Annotated in this window: 20 protein-coding genes and 1 pseudogene; 13 read left to right on the plus strand and 8 right to left on the minus strand. The window is 62.7% G+C overall.

Going from position 1 to position 17071, the window contains the following annotated elements:
• Positions 1 to 394, plus strand: a pseudogene (locus P2Q66_RS09885) (formaldehyde dehydrogenase, glutathione-independent); the annotation flags it as partial.
• Positions 395 to 572: 178 nt separating this feature from the next.
• Here P2Q66_RS09885 and P2Q66_RS09890 read toward each other — a convergent pair.
• Complete coding sequence (locus tag P2Q66_RS09890; RefSeq protein WP_275727647.1) at positions 573 to 830, minus strand: hypothetical protein; 258 nt, start codon at positions 828 to 830, stop codon at positions 573 to 575.
• A gap of 655 nt (positions 831 to 1485) precedes the next feature.
• Here P2Q66_RS09890 and P2Q66_RS09895 point away from each other — a divergent pair.
• Entirely contained in the window at positions 1486 to 2013 is a 528-nt protein-coding gene (locus P2Q66_RS09895) for a DM13 domain-containing protein (protein ID WP_275727676.1), read from the plus strand.
• Positions 2014 to 2240: 227 nt separating this feature from the next.
• On the opposite strand, the gene P2Q66_RS09900 is transcribed toward P2Q66_RS09895, so the two are convergent.
• On the minus strand, positions 2241 to 2846 hold the full coding sequence (locus P2Q66_RS09900; protein WP_275727649.1) for a peroxidase-related enzyme: 606 nt from the start codon (positions 2844 to 2846) through the stop codon (positions 2241 to 2243).
• 944 nt (positions 2847 to 3790) lie between these two features.
• Between P2Q66_RS09900 and P2Q66_RS09905 the strand changes: the two genes are divergently transcribed.
• The 3 genes from P2Q66_RS09905 (at position 3791) to P2Q66_RS09915 (ending at position 5694) form a co-directional block, all read left to right on the plus strand.
• Complete coding sequence (locus tag P2Q66_RS09905) at positions 3791 to 4435, plus strand: hypothetical protein (protein WP_275727651.1); 645 nt, start codon at positions 3791 to 3793, stop codon at positions 4433 to 4435.
• A gap of 6 nt (positions 4436 to 4441) precedes the next feature.
• A complete protein-coding gene (locus P2Q66_RS09910) occupies positions 4442 to 4591 on the plus strand; it encodes a hypothetical protein (protein ID WP_275727653.1) in 150 nt (49 codons plus the stop codon).
• A 62-nt stretch (positions 4592 to 4653) separates the two neighbouring features.
• Positions 4654 to 5694, plus strand: coding sequence for an AAA family ATPase (locus P2Q66_RS09915; RefSeq protein ID WP_079595937.1), 1041 nt, complete (start codon positions 4654 to 4656; stop codon positions 5692 to 5694).
• Between the two features lie 119 nt (positions 5695 to 5813).
• Here the strand turns inward: P2Q66_RS09915 and P2Q66_RS09920 are convergent, their stop codons facing one another.
• Complete coding sequence (locus P2Q66_RS09920) at positions 5814 to 6413, minus strand: PadR family transcriptional regulator (RefSeq protein WP_275727654.1); 600 nt, start codon at positions 6411 to 6413, stop codon at positions 5814 to 5816.
• Between the two features lie 159 nt (positions 6414 to 6572).
• On the opposite strand from P2Q66_RS09920, the gene P2Q66_RS09925 reads away from it, so the two are divergent.
• From P2Q66_RS09925 to P2Q66_RS09935, 3 genes are all read left to right on the plus strand, one after another.
• Complete coding sequence (locus P2Q66_RS09925) at positions 6573 to 7667, plus strand: aromatic ring-hydroxylating dioxygenase subunit alpha (protein WP_079595935.1); 1095 nt, start codon at positions 6573 to 6575, stop codon at positions 7665 to 7667.
• A 27-nt stretch (positions 7668 to 7694) separates the two neighbouring features.
• A complete protein-coding gene (locus P2Q66_RS09930) occupies positions 7695 to 8711 on the plus strand; it encodes a PDR/VanB family oxidoreductase (protein ID WP_275727657.1) in 1017 nt (338 codons plus the stop codon).
• Between the two features lie 94 nt (positions 8712 to 8805).
• Positions 8806 to 10140, plus strand: coding sequence for an MFS transporter (locus tag P2Q66_RS09935; protein ID WP_275727659.1), 1335 nt, complete (start codon positions 8806 to 8808; stop codon positions 10138 to 10140).
• Positions 10141 to 10329: 189 nt separating this feature from the next.
• Here P2Q66_RS09935 and P2Q66_RS09940 read toward each other — a convergent pair whose 3' ends face one another.
• Genes P2Q66_RS09940 through P2Q66_RS09950 form a run of 3 tightly spaced genes read right to left on the minus strand, consistent with a single transcriptional unit; the run spans position 10330 to position 12733 of the window.
• Positions 10330 to 11226, minus strand: coding sequence for a sucrase ferredoxin (locus P2Q66_RS09940; RefSeq protein WP_275727660.1), 897 nt, complete (start codon positions 11224 to 11226; stop codon positions 10330 to 10332).
• A 22-nt stretch (positions 11227 to 11248) separates the two neighbouring features.
• A complete protein-coding gene (locus tag P2Q66_RS09945; protein ID WP_275727662.1) occupies positions 11249 to 12454 on the minus strand; it encodes a cupin domain-containing protein in 1206 nt (401 codons plus the stop codon).
• A 3-nt stretch (positions 12455 to 12457) separates the two neighbouring features.
• Positions 12458 to 12733, minus strand: a complete 276-nt coding sequence (locus tag P2Q66_RS09950) for a BatC protein (RefSeq protein ID WP_275727666.1) — start codon at positions 12731 to 12733, stop codon at positions 12458 to 12460.
• 832 nt (positions 12734 to 13565) lie between these two features.
• On the opposite strand from P2Q66_RS09950, the gene P2Q66_RS09955 reads away from it, so the two are divergent.
• Together P2Q66_RS09955 and P2Q66_RS09960 are read left to right on the plus strand one after the other, a co-directional pair.
• The gene (locus tag P2Q66_RS09955; RefSeq protein ID WP_079595928.1) at positions 13566 to 13982 is read left to right on the plus strand and encodes a CBS domain-containing protein; all 417 of its coding nucleotides are present in this window, start codon (positions 13566 to 13568) and stop codon (positions 13980 to 13982) included.
• Between the two features lie 216 nt (positions 13983 to 14198).
• The gene (locus tag P2Q66_RS09960; protein WP_275727667.1) at positions 14199 to 14369 is read left to right on the plus strand and encodes a hypothetical protein; all 171 of its coding nucleotides are present in this window, start codon (positions 14199 to 14201) and stop codon (positions 14367 to 14369) included.
• A 27-nt stretch (positions 14370 to 14396) separates the two neighbouring features.
• On the opposite strand, the gene P2Q66_RS09965 is transcribed toward P2Q66_RS09960, so the two are convergent.
• Entirely contained in the window at positions 14397 to 14795 is a 399-nt protein-coding gene (locus P2Q66_RS09965) for a DUF4259 domain-containing protein (protein WP_079595927.1), read from the minus strand.
• A gap of 103 nt (positions 14796 to 14898) precedes the next feature.
• Here P2Q66_RS09965 and P2Q66_RS09970 point away from each other — a divergent pair, with 103 nt between their 5' ends.
• Positions 14899 to 15390, plus strand: a complete 492-nt coding sequence (locus P2Q66_RS09970; protein WP_275727670.1) for a cupin domain-containing protein — start codon at positions 14899 to 14901, stop codon at positions 15388 to 15390.
• A gap of 36 nt (positions 15391 to 15426) precedes the next feature.
• Positions 15427 to 15825 carry a nuclear transport factor 2 family protein gene (locus P2Q66_RS09975; protein WP_275727672.1) on the plus strand — a complete coding sequence of 133 codons (399 nt, stop codon included), beginning with the start codon at positions 15427 to 15429 and terminating at the stop codon, positions 15823 to 15825.
• A gap of 44 nt (positions 15826 to 15869) precedes the next feature.
• Here the strand turns inward: P2Q66_RS09975 and P2Q66_RS09980 are convergent, their stop codons facing one another.
• A complete protein-coding gene (locus P2Q66_RS09980) occupies positions 15870 to 16010 on the minus strand; it encodes a hypothetical protein (RefSeq protein ID WP_275727673.1) in 141 nt (46 codons plus the stop codon).
• A gap of 538 nt (positions 16011 to 16548) precedes the next feature.
• On the opposite strand from P2Q66_RS09980, the gene P2Q66_RS09985 reads away from it, so the two are divergent.
• Positions 16549 to 17071, plus strand: a 523-nt coding sequence (locus P2Q66_RS09985; protein ID WP_275727674.1) for a hypothetical protein, incomplete at its 3' end; no start/stop codon positions are given.

The raw sequence follows: 17071 nt of genomic DNA on the forward strand, positions 1-17071 counted from the left end.
CGGTCACGGACACGGCGCCGGGGCCCAGGAGGCACCGGCCACCGTGCTCAATTCGCTGATGGACCTCACCGCCGCCGGCGGCTCCGTCGGCATTCCCGGCCTGTACGTCACCGGGGATCCGGGTGCCGTGGACGAGGCGGCCCAGAAGGGCAGCCTGTCCCTGTCCCTGGGCACCGGCTGGGCAAAATCCCTCTCCTTCGCGACCGGCCAGTGCCCGGTCATGAAGTACAACCGGCAGCTGATGATGGCGATCCTGCATGACAGGATCCAGATCGCCAAGGCGGTCAACGCCACGGCCATAAAGCTCGAGGATGCTCCGCAGGGGTATGCGGAATTCGATGCCGGAGCCGCTACAAAGTATGTCCTGGACCCGAACGGCTACCTCAGCAACTAAGTCCCAGGCAAGGCAGGGTTCCTTAGCAACTAAGTCCCAGGCAAGGCAGGGTTCCTTGCAGGGACGCGAGAGCGGTTGGTGCACCACCCAGATAGTGGAGGTGGTGCACCAACCGCGTTGTCTTTAAACCTCTCCCGCTGTCACGTCGGAGTGGAGGCGAAATTAGTAAGTTCGTGCGTTAGATGACTTCCGCGCGTGCTGGTGCCAGCTGCGCGGTTACTACCTGCGTATTCGGATCGTGCTCCAGCAACGGCCTTCCGGCCACGATCGCTGTGGCCCGCTCCCATGGCCGGTCTTGAAGCAGGAAGGGAATTTCCTGTTCTTCCCACTCCCTGTGCAGCTCTTCTTCTTCCTGCCCATCTCGAGCCCTGAGGCGGCGTCGGGCTTCAAGGTTGTCACACTGCACCCAGATCGAAGCATCGATGAGGTCCGTCAACGCCTGGCGGGATGATCCGCTCCCCTCCACCTACACCACGGAACGTCCGGCGGGTAAAGCGATGGCACCCGGACGCTCTCGGGCCACCCAGCCCGGCGGACGATAGTGGACGGCCTCGCCCCTAAGCAGGGGTTCGAGGACACCGTTACGGAGCTCATCGGCCCAGTCAAAAAACGAGAGATGCCACGCTACATCGTCCGTGTGAACGACATCCGAGTCCGGCACTTGAGCCAGTAAGCGATCAACCAAGCTGGTCTTCCCTGCCCCGCTCCTTCCATCTACCGCTACAATCCAGGGGCGGTTCGGACGTAGTCCCGCCGCCGGCAGCAGCCGCCGCACCAAGCCTTCCAGCGCTTCGGCTCGCCAAGGCCCCGCAGCGGGTTCGCCAACTTCCGGTTTCATATCCACTGATTACTCCGCCCCCAAGATCGGATCCGCCCAAAGCCGCCTAGTCTCGAGTTTCGAGAATCGCCTCGCTTAGCGCAAGCTCTCTTCGAGGTCTGAGGACTGCCGGTGCACTTCGATACGCCCAGGAAAGGGAACTTGTGCATGGGAGTACCGGCCGGCCAGGAGCCGTCCAGCCATTTCGGTGAATGAAGGCACTGCCGTTCCAGCGCGTCATGTAGGGTGCCCAGGACAAGAATCAGGGGGGATGATGAAACGGATCGCAGTTGCGGTGCTCGCTGGAATTCTTGCAGGGGGACTCACCGGCTGTACGTACGCCGATCCGGGGCAAGAACAAGAACTCCGGCAGGCCGAGTCCCCCGCGACTCTTAGCACTCCCTCGGCTAGGTCCAAGACATTGGTGGGGACATTTCAGTCCCAGGCTGTCTCTACCACTGGTACGGCCACCGTCGAGGTAAACGAGTCCGGCGCAATCCTGCAGCTCGAGAATATGGCGACGGGCCCCGGCGATGATCTCCGCGTCATGCTAAGTCCCGGTACTCTGACTCCCGGTGCCGGCGGGGTGTCTGTGTTGTCATCGACCAAAATGCTGGAGGTCGGCCCGTTCCGAGCTGGCGCCACCCAGCCCTTTGTGATGGACTCCCAGGCGTGGGACACCATGCCGGAGCCGGTCTTGAGCGTGGTGATTTACAACTATGCCACCAAGACCGCGTACGGCACTGCCAACCTCAGCGCCCCTTTGAGTTCCCCGCGTGCGACATCTGTAAACAAGGGCTAAGTTCAATTTGAACCATGCCCACTGAGCCTGTAGATGCCGGCCGCTTCTCCCCCTCCCGTGCTGATTGTCGTGATTGTCCAGCCAGATACGTCGACTTCATGCGCTGCCTTTGTCGCCTTTTGGACGAGGCGGCTAATCGTTTGTTGTTCGAGAGCCGGAGTCTTCATGACTGCCCTCCGCCGTATTGATTGAGGCATCAGTTCGGCAACATACGTACCTAAATCCTTTTACGTGATGCTGCCGAGTCCAGGCACTTTCAGCGGGAACAGGGGGGTCAGTAGCGCACTCTTCAGCTCTTCGCTCATCTCCCTTGGAACGTCGAGGTCAACTGCCATAGCCAGGACCGACCGGCTGATGAAGTTTCGTGCAGCGGCCGCCATGGTGATGTCCACGATCTCACGGTCGCTGTAGCCCAAGTCCCGGAGCCGCTGCGTGTCCCCGTCCGTCATGGCGGCCGCGTCCGTGCAGAGTTTCACTGCATAGTCCATCATCGCTACCTCCGCCTCGGACAGACCGGCATCGTGAAAGTCTCTTGCGATGGCAAGCAGTTCCTCTTCACTCATGATGCTGAGCGTCTTTTTCCCGTGGGCCAACCTGCAGTGGGATGAGCCGATGGCTTGAGCGGCGGCCAGGGTCACCAGTTCGTACCTACGTAGCCCTAATGAGCTGCTGATGGCCTGGGTGAGCGACTCCCATGCCAGAAAGGCCTCCGGGTTCAAGCTCATGGCCTTTGTGTGGCTCGGAACGTAGCCGAGTGACCGGCGATCGTCGTCGTAAATTTGAGCGGTGAGGCCTGTTGCTTCGGCTTCAGTCGTCATTTTCAAGATGGTCATGGAAACTCCTCCGCTTGCCGGCCGCGGCGAGCAGCCGGTGCCGCCTCTCCCAGCACGGAGGCCTTGATTGGACCCATTGTGGTCCCGGGCTCGGGCGGATGTAAACAGTGTCAGTCCCCCTCTTTACATACCTCCAGCAGCTCGTGGTGGAACGCGACCGGCGTCGACGTCCACGGGCCAAGGTAGTTGGGCTCCGTGACAGGAACCCCCATGGAGGCGCACTCTGTAGGTGGCTGAGTGGCGTTACCCTCCCGCCGTCGGACCTATCCACGCGCTGTAGTTGCCTCCTGTTCCTCCCCCGCCGCTGTCGTCGTCCTTGCCACATCTGCGACAGCGTTTATATACGCCCCCGTCTTCGGCATGCTCAATGTGCCAATCGTGCCGAATGTTCAGCTTGCACAACAGGGCCTGGATCATGGCATCCTCCTCGCATCGCAGCTCTCTGTACCTGGAATGATGGACCCACATGGGGCTTGCGGAGCCTAGGCTCAGCGAGATAGAGCGTCTAGTAGTAGTCGCGGGTGTGTGGATGTTCAGGGTGGTCCCCATGAGCGAGCCTCCCCGACCACCGGGCACTGTGGGAATCTTCCTTCCCGCAGTAGCTGCATTGGCGGCGATACTCGCCGTCGTTCATTCGGGCCAGCCAGTGATGGCCGATTCCCCATCTGCAAAGCAGTTTCCGGATCATGGTGATGTCTTTTCCGGGGGCTTGCCCAGCTGTGATTTGGCTGGCTGCACAACGTGGCCATAAGGCTAATCATGGCCTGACGGAAGCACCAGGAGAAGAGGCAATCAGTAGGGCTTGGACCAGCCTGCGCCTACCCGGGAAGGGTGAAAAAGCTTGCCAGAGCTAGACTGAGCCGGGTAAGGACGGATTGGGGGATCCACGGCGGCTCACGCCGTCGTCCCGCTGGTCGGTCGCCGCCAGCGAACCAAGGATGTCCATGACCTTCTTTGAAGACCTGCCCGTACCCGAAGAACCGCGCCGCGGCAGGACCGTCAGGTACGTTCCCCCGGCCTGGGCTGGCGCGCCGGCCCATGAGCTGCCGGCAGTTGTTCATATCGGGCAGTTCCTGCATCGCAGCCGCAGCTTTGTACTCGCCGTCGAGCTCGCAAAGGTCTATTCGACCGGCTGCTCCCTCGATCTGACATGGACGCTCCGACGGGCTGAGGAAGACGATGAAGCCTGGGCCCAGCTGAATGGGGCATTCTTCGGTCACCCTCACAGCATGCAGGCCATAGAACGACGTCCCTTCGCAGCCCTGCTCTTCGGTGTCCAATTGGCCGACGGGACCAAGGCCCGGGCCGATTCAATGCTGCACTCCCGCTATCCTCCGGGAACTGCGAAGCAGCCCGACCCGCCGATCCTCATCCTGCGAGGCAACGGTGGCAACGGAAGCGACGACGAAATGGCCGGCAAGGGCACCTTGTGGCTTTGGCCGTTGCCGCCGGATGGGGACCTCCGGCTGGTGGCCCAATGGGCAGAGCTCGGAGTTCCTGAAACTTCGATCACGATCGACGGCGGCCAGCTCCGGGCGTCCGCATCAGGCGCGCAACAATACTGGCCGGCGGAGGGCGAACAAGGATGACGGCCCTTGACAGACAGCTTTGTCCTGACCGTGGTCTTCTCGGGGGTCTTCTTCTACGTCCTCTACGGCGTCATCCGCGCCGCCGTCCGCGACGGCATCCTGCAGGCCGATGAGCGGCGGCTCACGCACGAGGAGGAGGCCAAGGCTGAACCATGACTCCCAGGCTACTGGTGAGGCCAAACCCACGTGGGCCGGGAATCTAGTACTACAGTTGATGCATGGCTCCCAGCCGCCATCCGCTTGACGACCTGCGCGAAACAATCGGCCATCTGGCCGATCAGCTCAAGCTGCCCAGTTCGGAGCGCGTCGACGACCTGGTCGGCGATCTCATCGGCGCGAGGCCCGGGCCGGCCCGGCCGCTGTCCGAGGTCCAGGCCGAGCTCGACGCGCTGGTCGGACTGGAGACCGTGAAAGAACAGGTGCGGGCCCTCGTGGCACTGCTCCAGGTCCAGGCCCGCCGCAAGGCGCACGGCCTGCCGGAGGTGGCCACATCACAGCATCTGGTGTTCCTCGGAAACCCTGGCACGGGCAAAACCACAGTGGCGCGGCTCCTGGCCGAGATGTACCGCGCGGTCGGACTGCTGCAGAAAGGCCACCTGGTCGAAGTCGACCGTTCCGGGCTGGTGGGGCAGTACGTCGGCGCGACCGCCATCAAGACGGACAGGGTGATCCGGCGTGCGCTGGACGGCGTCCTGTTCATTGACGAGGCCTACGCGCTGGCCCCGGAGGACGGCCGGATGGACTTCGGCCCCGAGGCGATCGAGGTCCTGCTCAAGCGGATGGAGGATCACCGCCACCGCCTGGTCGTGATCGTGGCCGGGTACCCGCGGCTGATGGAGTCCTTCTTACTCTCGAACCCCGGGCTGCGCTCCCGGTTCGCCCGCGAGATCACGTTCCCCGACTATTCCGTCGACGCACTTCAGACGATCTTCCACCAGATGCTGGCCCAGCACGAGTACATGCTGGAGCCGGGCGCGGACCAAATGCTGCGCCGCATCCTCACCGGGCTCCACGCGGGCGAGGACTCCGGCAACGCACGGTTCGCCCGCACGCTGTTCGAGCAGGCGCTCAACCGCCAGGCGCTGCGGCTGTCGCTCGACGAGGAACAAAGTCTCGACGCGCTCGATCGTGAGGCCGTCATGACGCTTACCGCGGACGACATCGTCCAGGCCGCGCTGGCCTTGGGCGAGGAACCGGAGCCGGAGCCGGAACCGACGCCGGAACCGGGCCAGTCTCGTTGGTGGCGCTGGCTGGCCTGACCCTTCCGCTGCACGGGTTCCGGAGGCGCTGAACACCATGTCCAAGGGCGTCGGACCCTCGAAGTATCCCTGGCGTCACAGAGTGGACCGGGAAGGAAAGCGTTGTCAGCGAAGTCTAGTCAGCTATCCTCCCCTACGGGTCCCGAGAGTGAATCGATGAGTTTGAGTCCCCGTTTGCCCCACTCGATCTCCGTCTCCGCCCGGGCAATCAGGCCTTCATAGGTGAAGACCTTGTATTCAACAGTCCGCTGGCGGTCAGCCTCAGCAGTGGCAGCCAAGCGTTTGCTCAACATCTCGTTTGTTCCTGCCCGCAACTGGTCGATCATCTCCGCCCATTGATCGCGGCGCATCGTGTGATAGTCAATGTGGGCCTGCATATGCTCCCGTGCCGCCTTGGGTTCAGCCCACTCCAGGTAGGCAGCCTTAAGGTGCACGGGGTCGCGCTCACGGGAATACTCCACCGGCTCACGCATCCATGCCCGGAACGCGGCCCGCCCTTCTTCAGTGATGCGGTACTGCGTCTTCTTACCCCGGGGGCCCCACGAAACCTCCTCCGCTTGCAGCAGACCTTCCTTGGCCATCTTCCGCAGCTCAGGATAGATCTGCGAATCAGGTGCATGCCAGACGAAGGCAACCGAGGACTCGAATCGTTTTGCCAGGTCGTAACCGGTCATTGGCTCGACGGAAAGCAAAGCCAAAAGCGCGTAACGCAGACTCACAGTGGGTTCCCTTCAAGGTCTTGCTAATAACTATATCGATAGATAGTCTGTGACCCAAGCCACCAACTATGGACATAGATAGTTGCGGCGTTCCCCAAAGATTCTTCATTCGCCTGGCATGCGTAAGACACGTCCGCCGGCACCGGAAAGAGGTCAAAGATGACTGTGCTCCAGTCCAGTAGTTCCACCACCGCTAAAGTCCTCGGCCACCCGCTGAATGCGTGGTACGTCGCTGCTTGGGACCACGAGGTTACGCGCAAACCCATGGCCCGCACGATTGCTGACCGGCCGCTGGCGCTTTACCGCACAGAGGACGGCAAGGCCGTTGCTCTCGCGGACGCGTGCTGGCACCGTCTGGCGCCGTTGTCCATGGGGAAAACAGTCGGCAAGGACGGCATCCAGTGTCCGTACCACGGCATCGTCTACAACTCTGCCGGCCGCTGCGCGTCCATGCCGGCGCAGGAGACCATCAACCCCTCGGCCACTGTCCCCTCCTTCCCCGTCGTGGAACGCCATCGGTTTGTTTGGGTGTGGCTGGGGGACCCGACCCAGGCCGACCCCGATCTTGTCCCCGACATGCATCAGATGGACAGCCAGGAATGGGCCGGCGACGGGGAGACCATTTTCGCTCCCTGCAATTACCAGTTGGTCCTGGACAACCTGATGGACCTTACGCACGAAGAATTCGTTCACGCCTCCAGCATCGGCCAAGACGAGCTCAGTGAATCCGACTTCGTGGTCTCGCACGATGACCGAACAGTCACCGTGTCCCGGTGGATGCTCAACATCGATGCCCCTCCGTTCTGGCTCAAGAACATGCGGGACAAGTTCCCCGGGTTCGAAGGCAAAGTGGACCGCTGGCAGATTATCCGCTTCGAGGCGCCCTCTACTATCCGCATTGACGTCGGCGTCGCCAAAGCCGGCACCGGCGCGCCCGACGGCGACCGCAGCCAAGGTGTCAACGGCTACGTCATGAACACGATCAGCCCGGAAACCGCCAAGACCTGCCACTACTTCTGGGCCTTCATGCGCAACTATCGGCTGGACAGCCAGCTCATCACCACCCAACTTCGCAACGGCGTGCACGGCGTGTTCGGGGAGGACGAGGCGATGTTGAAGGCCCAGCAGGAAGCCATCGACGCCAACCCCGATTACGAGTTTTACAACCTGAACATCGACGCCGGCGGCATGTGGGTCCGTCGGCTGATCGAGCGCATGCTCCAGGCAGAGGGCCGCCTGGCAGCGGCCCTCTGAACAGCCAAGGACTCAAGGAAAAAGACTATGGCAGCAACCAACAACGAAGTCTGGCAGTCCGCAACGGTGGTGGCCATCTCGGATGTGGCCGCGGGAATCCGGCGCATTGAACTGGAACCGTCAGCACCGAAGCATGCAGAGCCCGGATCCCACATCGACCTCCTTGCCACTATCGACGGCGGGCAGGAGAAACGCTCCTACTCAATAGTGGAATCCAAGGACCTCGGGAAGACCCTGGTCATCAGCGTCTTCAAGGCACCCGTTTCGCGGGGCGGATCGGTCTACATGCACACGCTCAAGCCGGGTGACACACTCCGCATCACGCAGCCCCTGCAAAACTTCCCGCTGCGGGTCGGGGCAGAGCGGTACGTTCTGCTGGCCGGCGGCATCGGCATCACCGCGATCATGAACATGGCGGCGGTACTTCGCAACGTCAAGGCCGACTACACCCTGGTCTACGCGGGGCGGACCCGCGCTGCTATGGCCTATCTGCAGGACCTGCAGGAGATCCACGGGGCCCGGCTGCAGGTCCACGTCGACGACGAGGGAAGCAGCTTGGACGTGAACGCCTTGGTGGGGGGAATCGACCCGGGCACCGAACTCTACATGTGCGGACCTATCCGGCTGATGGATGCAGTCCGCCGCAGCTGGACCGAGCGCGAACTGGTGCTGCCCGACTTGCGCTACGAGACGTTCGGAAACTCCGGCTGGTACGACCCGAAGGAGTTCCTCGTCCGCATTCCACGGCTTGGCATCGAAGCAAAAGTCGGGCAGGGCCGCTCCATGCTCGAAGCACTCGAGGACGCCGGCGTGGACATGATGTTCGACTGCCGCAAGGGCGAGTGCGGCCTGTGCGAGGTGCGCATCCTGAACTTGGACGGCGCCGCCGTCGACCACCGCGACGTTTTCTACAGCGAACGGCAGCAACACGCTGCAGAAAAGATGTGCTGCTGCGTTTCACGGGCCGTCAGCTCCCCCACAGGTTCCCGTACAGACGCCAATTCTTCTGCCACCCCTGCCGTTGTCACCATCGACGTGTCCTAGACACACTCTGATCTCCCCATCAGGGCTGCGCACCTCGTGCAGCCACAACAGCTAAAGCTCCCGAGGGAGCCTCCTAGGTTTCAAGGAAGACGCCATGGATCTGCGTGAACGCATCAACAACTCAAAAATGTCGCCATATCAGTGGGCCATCATCGGCATGTGTGTCCTGCTCAATGCTCTCGATGGCTTTGACGTACTCGCAATGGCCTTCACCGCGAACGGCGTCACCAAAGAGTTTGGTCTTACCGGCTCCGAACTAGGCGTCCTGCTCAGCGCGGGGCTCTTGGGTATGGCCATTGGTTCCCTTTGTCTCGCACCACTGGCTGACATCGTCGGACGGCGCCCGATGATCATCGCCTCAGTGGGCGCAGCAGGTGCCGGCATGCTGCTGGCAGCAACGGCGAACAACATGGCACAGCTGGGCATCTGGCGTTTCCTGACAGGACTGGGTGTTGGTTGCATCCTTGCCTGCACCAACGTCATTGCCAGCGAATACTCCTCCAAAAAACGCCGGGGATTGACCATCAGCATCTACACCGCCGGATACGGCATCGGAGCGACGCTTGGAGGCGCCGCAGCAGTTTCCCTCCAAAGCCAATACGGCTGGCGCTCCGTCTTTGTTTTCGGCGGCATCTGCACGCTCAGCATCCTGGCCGTCCTACTGTTCCTCCTGCCCGAATCCGTTGACTTCCTCGTAACGAAGCGGCCCCGCAACGTCCTGGACCGCCTCAACCGGATCGCACGCAAGACCGGTCATCCCGAAGTCGACGCCCTCCAAAACGCCCAAACCGTCGTCAAGGCAAAAACCAACCCCATTTCCGACCTGCTGACCCCCGCCAACCGGCGTTCCACCCTTCTGCTCTGGGTAGCGTTTTTCACCACCATGTTTGGTTTCTACTTCGTCAACAGCTGGACCCCGCGTCTCCTGGTCACCGCCGGCATGTCGGAAAGCCAAGGCATTACCGGAGGCCTGATGCTGACCCTGGGCGGCATCTTTGGCTCGGTCCTCTACGGCATCCTCGCCACCAAGTGGAACAGCAAGATGGTCCTCGTGGCCTTCACGGTGCTCTCCGCCGTCATGATCGTCGTCTTCATCTCTTCCGCGTCAGTGATCCTGCTCGCCCTGGGTGCAGGGGTCCTCGTCGGGATGCTGATCAACGGCTGCATCGCCGGGCTCTACACGCTTGCTCCTGCCCTCTACCCCGCATCGGTCCGCAGCACAGGCGTCGGATGGGGTATCGGCATCGGACGAATCGGAGCCATCATTGCCCCGCTGATCACCGGCGCCCTCCTCGATGCATCCTGGTCCGCCGTACAGCTCTACCTCGCCGTCGGTGTCGTCGTACTCATCAGCGCCGTCGCCGTCGGAATGATCCGGTCCAAAGAACCCGTCAAGAGCGCACCCGTTGAGGAGCTCACCGAAGTCTGAGCATGGTCGACTGCCGTGCCCTCACTTCAGGGGGCGCGGCAGTTCTTCGTCGTGCCGAACGCGCTTTTCGCTCAGCGCTACCAGCCGTTGTGGCTTCGCAGCGCACCACGAGCGAGGCCTGGGTCGCCGCGACGAGTGCAGCCATCGTCGACTTCCCCAGTAACGAACCGCCTTCGGTAAACCCGGCCTTTAGACCGCGCGGATCAAAATGAGCTCGTAGACCGTGGCCGAGCTCATCGCCGGCCCGCGGCAGGTCAGTTGTCGCGGCGGGGCGGGCTGGGCCTGCAGTTCGACGTCGACACGCGCCGGGTGAGGCGGTCGGCCGGTGATGCGGATCCGCCAGTGATCGCCGTCGCGGGAGGTCTCGACAACCCTGTAGTCATTCCGGCCGGCCGGGCCGAAACGTCCGAGCGTGGCCGCGACAGCGGCCTGCTGTGCTGGGAAGAGATCAGTATAACCGCGCAAATATTCGGCGTGGATACGGCCGGCGAGGTGTTCTTCGATCGTGGCGACGGACGACTCAGCGTCCAGATTCCCGTAGTACACACCGTCGGGCGCGACAACGACATTGCCTGCGAACCTGTCACCGCCTACATGCGAGCATTCCCACACCAGCTCCGGCCACCGCTCACTCAGCGCACGTCCCACGGGCCGTCCCCATACGGCACAGCATTGGTCATGTTGACTGTGGGTGCAGACCAGGATGACGGGCGGATGGCCGAGCGTTCCGGGGAGGCTGAGGGCTGTGGCAATCTCCGCGAGATCCTCATCCTTGTCCCACGTTCCCCATCGCTGACGATACTCGCCCGATTCCTGATGGTGCAGTACTGCCCAATGGCTCTGCCCCTCGCGGCGGCGGGGGCCGGGCCGTCTCACCAGCAGCACCCGCGCCCGCGCCGCTTTCGCGGCGGAGAGCACAATGGCTTTGGTCTCAGGCTCGAGATCAAGCCCTTCGAAGCCATTCAGAGGCCACCCGCCACGGTACTCGATGAGGACCCAGACGACGCCATGCGACGCTGTGCCTGCAATCGGATCGCTGCGCAACCGGGCGCTTTCAGAGCAGAAAAAGCGCTCCGTGGCCGCCACTGCGGCGAACTCACTGTCTGGGTCACTGTTCAACGGGAACGAGGACCCCCGCGCGCAACAGCCTTTCAACAAGTCCGACGCCGAGATCACCCGCGCTGTGGACCTCGCCGTCCAGCGCGCACATCACAGACGGCAAATCGGCTTCCGGGAAGTCGAGCCAACCCACGCGCGTGGTCAGGCGCAATCCCTCCAGCCGTGCCTCCAGTGCATCGCGAAGCCGCACCGCAGACTTGGGGCTTAAGCCTTCGACGGCCGCGAGCTGGGCCAGCGGTCCCAGCGGCGCGGGGCGTCCCTGTCCTCGCCGGGTGCGGTGGAACAATGCAGTGGTATCAGCCTCAGCGAGGGCAGCCGCCAGTCGCCCACGGACGACGTCGATCTCCCCATTTGGCCCGTCCACGCCCAAGGGCAATGTACGGCGCATCTCGGGATCGTCGCACAGCGCTGCGAGCGCGGCCTGTGCGAGCTGTTCGGCCAATGCGTAGCGGGTCCAGCTGTGGATTCCAAGCGTGAGGTGGATGGAGACCTCGCCCTGCGCCTGGGCAGCATGCAACCAGCCACGCGGCAGGTAGAGGACATCCCCGGGCTCCAGCACCGTATCGATATAGGCCTCCCCTTTCGCTGCCTCAGCCACGGTGGACCGGCGATCAGTCCAGGGTTGGTCACGCAACGGGTCCGTGTGAACCGGCTCGTGAATGATCCAGCGCTTTGTACCCTCGATCTGCAGAACGAAGACGTCGTGCACGTCATAGTGATCGTCAAACCCACGGTTTTGAGGCGGCGTGATGTAGGCGTTGGCCTGCACCGGATGTCCGAGCTCGGTGCTCAGCCTGCTGCTGAAGTCCGATACAGGCTCCCATGTGCGGTGCAGTGCCTGCAGCACGAGCGTGGCACCGTCCGCGAATTTGCGCCAAAGCGCTGTGTCGTCCAGCTGGTCAGAGATAGTGGCGCCGACGCCGGCGGCTGCGGTGAATGATGAGTCGGGAAATGTCGTGCCGCCCTTGGCGACGCGGAGAAAGGGTGTGCGCAGTCCACGGCGCGAGACCAGTTCGTCGACGGCCGCGGCAGAGAACAGATCGGCGAAGTCGCTTGCGCCACGGGTGAGCAGGGCTGTGCGCCCCCAGACGTCGTCGGCGAACCTTTCACGGCCAATCTCAATCAGGCGTGTCTCCAGGACCCCGCCGCTTTCCAAGGCGCCGGGGTCCTGAAAGTCCGTACGGGTGGTGCTCAAAATTCAGATGCCCCGTTCTGCGGCTCCCCCATCGGCTCCGCCGTCGGCACCGCTGTCAGCTCCACCATCGGCACCGCTGTCAGCCCCGCCGTCGGCACCGCTGTCAGCCCCGCCGTCGGCTCCGCTGTCAGCCCCGCCGTCGGCTCCGCTGTCAGCCCCGCCGTCGGCTCCGCTGTCAGCTCCCCCGTCGGCACCCCCATCATGCATGCCGGGGACGCCGGCCGCGCCACCGTCCGCGGGCCCTTCCTGCTGGCTTGGATCCTGCTCTGGACTGGTCATGCTTCCTCCCGAGAATCGAATCGCTAAAATCAGCTCCATTACTGGCACCTGACTACCCAACCGGGCGATCCTTCATCGGCACCGCCCGTGATCACCCTAACGGCAAGGACCAGCCCTGGGAACACCTTCTTTTACAACTCAGGTGGCTTCAGAAGTGGGCCAGTCCTCCTCGGTCGGCCGGCCAACTCCTGGTCGGTTGATAACTCACCCCGCAGAAGTGATGCTGCCTGATCTCAGTACGGCAATGAACAAGCAAAAGCTAATGGCTGCCTGTCATTCTGATATATCCCATGAGAGCCGCCGCGGCTGCCTGCGGGGGCAGGTGCCCCTTCCGCATGGGTGAACACCGACACCATCATGGAGATCTGCCGCAGCACGGACATCTGGTCCCCGGCATCGGGAACGAACGGTCATAAGCGTGTAATTCGGCACCGCGGACTCTATCGCGCCGGCCTGCTGCGGCTCCCCTGGGAAGCGGACGCGGTGACCACACCGCATCAAGTCACGGGCGATGCCGGGGGCCGGCGGCACGATCCCGCCGGCGGGGCAGCAACGGCAGGATTGATTATGGTGCAGTGGGCTCGGGGCACCTCTCGCCACCGGTCCAGAATCAAGCTCAATGACGGGGCAGCCGTCTAAGTTCTGCTGCCCCTCGGGGTCGGAGTGACCTCCGACCAGCTAATCCCGAGTCTCGAGTTTCAATTCGATCTGGACTCTAACGCTCAGCATACTTACCTTTAATCCGTGACCTTGATGCGCTTGTTGGCCCATCTGGAATGGGGCAGGACTGGCGCTGGCCCGAGGACCGGAACAACCAATATAGGAGAGCGTCATGCCCAAAGTACGTGAAATCATGACCGGCGGCGTTGAATGCATCGGTGAAAACGAAACGCTGGAGGCGGCCGCGCGGAAGATGAAGGATCTGGATGTTGGGGCACTGCCCATCTGCGGTGAGGACAACCGGCTCAAGGGCATGGTCACGGACCGCGACATTGTCATCAAGTGCTTCGCCGAGGGCGGTGACCCACGCACAGCCAAGGCGGGCGATTTTGGTCAAGGCAAGCCGGTGACCGTTGGAGCAGATGACTCCATCGAAGAAGCCATCAGGACGATGCAGGATCACCAGGTCCGCAGGCTGCCGGTCATCGACGGCCACGATTTAGTCGGAATCCTCACCCAGGCAGACATCGCCAGGAACTACCCGGAAGACCGGGTCGGGGAGCTCGTGGAGCTCATCTCGTTCTACTAGGGCTTGCCAGCCAGATCCTAAGCATGCTTATTATGGGTCCGGTCGAATGGGGATTTGGCTGGGGAGTCGAAAAGGGTGCGCTCAGCGAGAAGGGCGCACCTTTTTCGTGCCCTCACGCGTGTCCGCCGGCTTCGGATCCCTGCTTGTGAAAATTCCTGCTTTGATACTGCGGAGTTGCGTCCGAGAATCAAAGCCACAGGGTCCTAGACTTTCAGCATGCACCCCTTAGTGGCAATCGGCCTGGTGTTCCTCGCCGCGATTGCCTGGACGGTCACCGTCCTGACCATGCTGATTGTTCTGGTCAAAGCCCGGCGCCGGCCGCCCGGCGAAGTCGCCCGCGCAGTCCATAGTGTGGAGGTCCGAAACGTCGATGAAAGGGCGGCTTAGACGTAACGGGTGCGCCGGCGTTTCCCCCTACCGCAAGGCCGCGCGCAGCCTTTCGGAGAGGTCTTCGAGGGATTCGCGCCATTCCGGTTCGTCGGCGTCGTCCCACAGCTCGGCCAGCTCGGATTCCTCCCCTGCCACCCGGCCCACGGCCTCCAGTGCCAGCTCCACGTCCTCGGCAGTGAGCGCGGCCCCGTGGGCGGTTACCCAGTCGGCAACGTTTTCCGGCAGGTCCCCTGACGCGTTGCCCTGGCAGGCTGCAATGATGTCGGCGGCGGCGATGGCAATGTTGCCCTCCTGAGCCTCAACGTAGCCGTCATCCACTTTGGCGAGCGCTGCGCGCACGACTTTCGCACCGCCAGCTTCGAGTTCGTCCAGCCAGCCCAGCGCGTCGTCGTTTTCGAACGGCATGTAGCCCCATGCACCCATCGCTTCGCCCTTTCGGTTGCCGGTTACGTGATGGCACTAATATGGCAGACACTGCTGGGATTTTTGCGTACCCACACAGAGGCCGCGGTCCTATCATGGCCGTATGGTCACACCAGCTGGTCCTCACGTTGTCCGCTCCGGTGACGGCGACGTGACCGGAGAACCCGGATTTTTAGACCGGTACCTTCTTGAGAGTGCGGCTTCCTCGGGCCGAATTGCGCTGGTCGAACACGTTCTCGGCCCGAAGATGCTGGCAGCGCCAATGCACCGGCACAGCCGCGAAGACGAATATTCTTATGTGCTGACCGGCACGCTCGCGGTGATCGAGGAGGGAATCGAGATCACTGCCACGGCAGGAGATTTGGTTTCGAAACCACGGGGACGCTGGCACACCTTCTGGAATGCCGGCGACGACGAACTCCGCGTGCTGGAGATCATCGTTCCGGGCGGAGTCGAGGCAATGTTCCGCCGGCTTGCCGAGCCGGGCGGCGAATACTCCCCGGACACGCTTCCAGCCCTCGCGGCGGAGTACGGCGCCGAGGTGGACTTCGAGGCGACAATGCCGCTTGTCGAACGGCACGGACTTTTGTTCTAAGTCCGGCGATTCTCCATGAGTCAGCTGGGAGATGGAATGAGCGATCAAAGCGATTTTCTGGATTGGGTGAGGACCTCGCTGTACGAGGCGGAACTGGCAATCCATAACGGCGACGCCGGCCCACGTCGGGCAATCTGGTCCCGCGAGGAATCTGTGAGCGTTTTGGGCGCCTGGCGCAACGCCTTTGGGCAGCAGGAGCTCGCTGATTTGTTCAGCGGCCTCGCCAAGCAGTTCTCCGACTGCACGTCATACAGGTTCGAGCTACTCGCCTACGGCGTCATGGGAGACATGGCTTACACGGCGGGCCTGGAGCATACTTCAACTTCGGTAGACGGTGAGCCCCGCAGCTACATCCTGCGGGCAACACAGATATACCGCCGCGAAGGCGGCGAATGGAAGGTGGCCCACCGCCATGGCGACACAGTTGCCGCCTGATTGCCAGGGAAGGGGCGTGGGGTTGGCCACCACCTCGTCATCGCTTACTTCGAGGCTTTGGTGAAGTAGCTCTTCGGGCCGTCGGCGCCCAGCAGGTCGTGGCGGAAGGCGATGGCGTCCACCGGCCGGGTGCCCAGGAACAGGACCGCGACCTCCCGGGAGTGGACCACGGTCAGCGACCACATTCCAGGCAAGATCCATCAGTTCATGGATTCCGCAAAAGCGTTGTCCCAGAGCCGGGCGGATGTAGACACTTGGAAAGTGACAACTCGTGCTTGCCGGCGCGTGCCCACCATTACGGGTGCTAATACCTGTCGACTAATCAGCAAAGTGGATTTCCAAGTGGCTGGGCTGGCGCGGTTCGCAGTACCCCTCCTGAAGCTGATCTTCAAGCGGGACGACGAGAAGGCGCTAGCCAACCTCAAGGTCTTGATGGAGCAATTGGACCCCTGATTGTTCGAAGCAGCCAATGAGAGGACCGCAGAGCGCACCGGGCAGGTTTGGTCCTGTCCTGGTGCCGTTACCAGCATTACGGCCGGGTGCGCGAAACGGCACCGAAACGGTTAAGACGGCCGACAAATAGCCGCGGGATTTACTGGCGCGTGACCCGGAGGCGGCCTTCCTTACAGTTGCACCCCGAAGCGGCAACAACCCTCGTTTCGGGCCTTGACGCTCCATAGTCTTGAGCTATCCAGCCGCACCACCTCTCTGAATGGCACCCCAATGAAAAAACTCCTACTCTGGCTCACGGCGCTTCTGGCGGCCGTTGGGCTGGGCATCCTGGCTCCGGGGCCCGCTTCGGCAGCCTCCTATTGCGGGCTCGCATGGGGATCTCAGGCTAAGACCGCGCCCGAGATGAGCTCAGCATCCGTCACCAACGTCCGGACCGGGCAGCAACCCTGCTTCGACCGCATGGTGGTCGACCTCAACGGCCCCGTCACGGGCTACACGGTCAGGTACGTCCCGGAGATCATCCAGGACGGCACCGGCTTCACGATCCCGGTCTACGGCAACGCGCGCCTGCAGGTCGTCGTGAACGCACCCTCCTATGACGGCAACGGCAACGTCCCCTACAACCCGGCCGCCAAGGCTGAGCTGTCCAACGTGGCCGGCTACCAGACCTTCCGGCAAGTGGTCTATGCGAATAGCTTCGAAGGTTCCACCAGCATCGGTCTGGGCGTCCGTGCCCGGTTGCCCTTCCGGGTCTTCACCCTCGACGGACCAGGGGCCGGTTCCCGGCTGATCG

This window comes from Arthrobacter sp. Cr_A7 (assembly GCF_029222765.1).
Lineage (GTDB): Bacteria > Actinomycetota > Actinomycetes > Actinomycetales > Micrococcaceae > Arthrobacter.

Excerpts from the sequence above, each read along its gene's own strand:
- P2Q66_RS09895 (WP_275727676.1), top strand. The coding sequence starts at position 1,486 with ATGAAACGGATCGCAGTTGCGGTGCTCGCTGGAATTCTTGCAGGGGGA.
- P2Q66_RS09900 (WP_275727649.1), bottom strand. The coding sequence starts at position 2,846 with ATGACCATCTTGAAAATGACGACTGAAGCCGAAGCAACAGGCCTCACC.
- P2Q66_RS09905 (WP_275727651.1), top strand. The coding sequence starts at position 3,791 with ATGACCTTCTTTGAAGACCTGCCCGTACCCGAAGAACCGCGCCGCGGC.
- P2Q66_RS09915 (WP_079595937.1), top strand. The coding sequence starts at position 4,654 with ATGGCTCCCAGCCGCCATCCGCTTGACGACCTGCGCGAAACAATCGGC.
- P2Q66_RS09925 (WP_079595935.1), top strand. The coding sequence starts at position 6,573 with ATGACTGTGCTCCAGTCCAGTAGTTCCACCACCGCTAAAGTCCTCGGC.
- P2Q66_RS09930 (WP_275727657.1), top strand. The coding sequence starts at position 7,695 with ATGGCAGCAACCAACAACGAAGTCTGGCAGTCCGCAACGGTGGTGGCC.
- P2Q66_RS09935 (WP_275727659.1), top strand. The coding sequence starts at position 8,806 with ATGGATCTGCGTGAACGCATCAACAACTCAAAAATGTCGCCATATCAG.
- P2Q66_RS09950 (WP_275727666.1), bottom strand. The coding sequence starts at position 12,733 with ATGACCAGTCCAGAGCAGGATCCAAGCCAGCAGGAAGGGCCCGCGGAC.
- P2Q66_RS09955 (WP_079595928.1), top strand. The coding sequence starts at position 13,566 with ATGCCCAAAGTACGTGAAATCATGACCGGCGGCGTTGAATGCATCGGT.
- P2Q66_RS09960 (WP_275727667.1), top strand. The coding sequence starts at position 14,199 with ATGCACCCCTTAGTGGCAATCGGCCTGGTGTTCCTCGCCGCGATTGCC.
- P2Q66_RS09965 (WP_079595927.1), bottom strand. The coding sequence starts at position 14,795 with ATGGGTGCATGGGGCTACATGCCGTTCGAAAACGACGACGCGCTGGGC.
- P2Q66_RS09970 (WP_275727670.1), top strand. The coding sequence starts at position 14,899 with ATGGTCACACCAGCTGGTCCTCACGTTGTCCGCTCCGGTGACGGCGAC.
- P2Q66_RS09975 (WP_275727672.1), top strand. The coding sequence starts at position 15,427 with ATGAGCGATCAAAGCGATTTTCTGGATTGGGTGAGGACCTCGCTGTAC.
- P2Q66_RS09980 (WP_275727673.1), bottom strand. The coding sequence starts at position 16,010 with ATGTGGTCGCTGACCGTGGTCCACTCCCGGGAGGTCGCGGTCCTGTTC.